Genomic DNA, 1,276 nt, shown 5'->3' with positions numbered 1-1,276 from the left:
GTGGGTCCGGCGCGGCCGGGCCCGCCTCGGGTTGCTGCGGTCCGTCCGGCGGCGCGTCGGCGGGCCGCGGAGCCCTCGGTGGGGGCACCGGTTCGGCCGGCATCTGTGCCTCGTACTGGTAGGTGCGCCAGCTCACCAGGCCGAGCAGGGCCAGTGCGCCGAGGGGCACGATCAGGCCGACGGCCATCGGTCTGGTGCCCTCGCTCCACCAGCCCCGTCCCAGGAACTCCCAGGGGCCCGGGATCCGGCGCAGGCAGTCCTGGTCGACGCACTGCCAGCCCACGAGGTCGACTCCGACGGCGGTGAGGGTGAGGGTGAGGGTGCCGGTGAGGCTCAGGCAGAACAGCCGGATGAGCCAGGCCGCGATCCCCGAGGTGCTGTGCCAGCGTTCGGTGCCGGGGTCGCCCGGGACGGACGGCCGGGCGTGCAGCGCGACGTTGGCCAGCGTGAACGGGAGCAGCAGCGTCCACAGTGCGCGTTCGAGGTCGCGCGCGGTGCGCGCGCCGGAGGTCAACTGCCCCCAGCTGTACGCCTCGACGACGACCGGGGCACCGGGCTCGGCGGCGGGGGAGCGGTAGAAGCCGGTGACCGGGCCGCCCGCGACGAGCCACGGCGGTGGGGGCGCGTCCTGGCCGGGGGCCGGACGCAGGCCGAGGATCTGGCCCGGGGGCGTGTTGGAGACCCCGTGCACGCGCAGTTCGAGAACCCGACCGACCATCCTCGCCCCCTGGTGACGACGTCACCACCCACAGTGCCGGGTGCCGGGTGTGAAATGCCAGGGGTTGGAGGATGTTTGTGCAGGTGGTGGGCTTGATCGTGGTCAGTCGAGCTGTCGTACGACCCGGGCGGGGTTACCCACGGCGACGACGTTCGCCGGCAGGTCCCTGGTCACCACGGCGCCCGCGCCGACGACGGTGTTCTCGCCGATGGTGACGCCGGCGAGCACGATGGCCCCGCCGCCGAGCCAGACGTTGTCGCCGATGGTGATCGGCTTGGCCGCCTCCCACTTGTCGCGGCGGGGCCCGGGCTCGACGGGGTGGGTGGGGGTGAGCAGTTGCACGTTCGGTCCGATCTGGACGTCGGCGCCGATGGTGATGGGGGCGACGTCGAGGAAGACCGCGTTGAAGTTGACGAAGCTGCGTGGTCCGATCCGGACGTACCGGCCGTAGTCGACGTACAGCGGGGGCCGGACGTGGGTGCCCTCGCCCACCTCGCCGAGCAGGTCGCGCAGGGCGGCGAGCCGGGCCTCGGGGTCGGCAGCGGCGCACCCGGTGAA

Annotated in this window: 1 protein-coding gene and 1 pseudogene; both read right to left on the bottom strand. The window is 73.5% G+C overall.

Features of this window, described 5'->3' with window-relative positions; genetic code table 11:
* Positions 1-718 (bottom strand): annotated as a pseudogene (locus AB0B91_RS66160) (hypothetical protein); the annotation flags it as partial.
* A gap of 102 nt (positions 719-820) precedes the next feature.
* A partial coding sequence (locus AB0B91_RS66155) for a sugar O-acetyltransferase (protein ID WP_358343272.1) occupies positions 821-1,276 on the bottom strand: 456 nt, incomplete at its 5' end.

The sequence above is a fragment of the Nonomuraea sp. NPDC049141 genome, assembly GCF_040648415.1.
Taxonomy (GTDB): Bacteria; Actinomycetota; Actinomycetes; order Streptosporangiales; family Streptosporangiaceae; genus Nonomuraea.
This window is presented reverse-complemented; position numbering and strand designations above follow the sequence as displayed.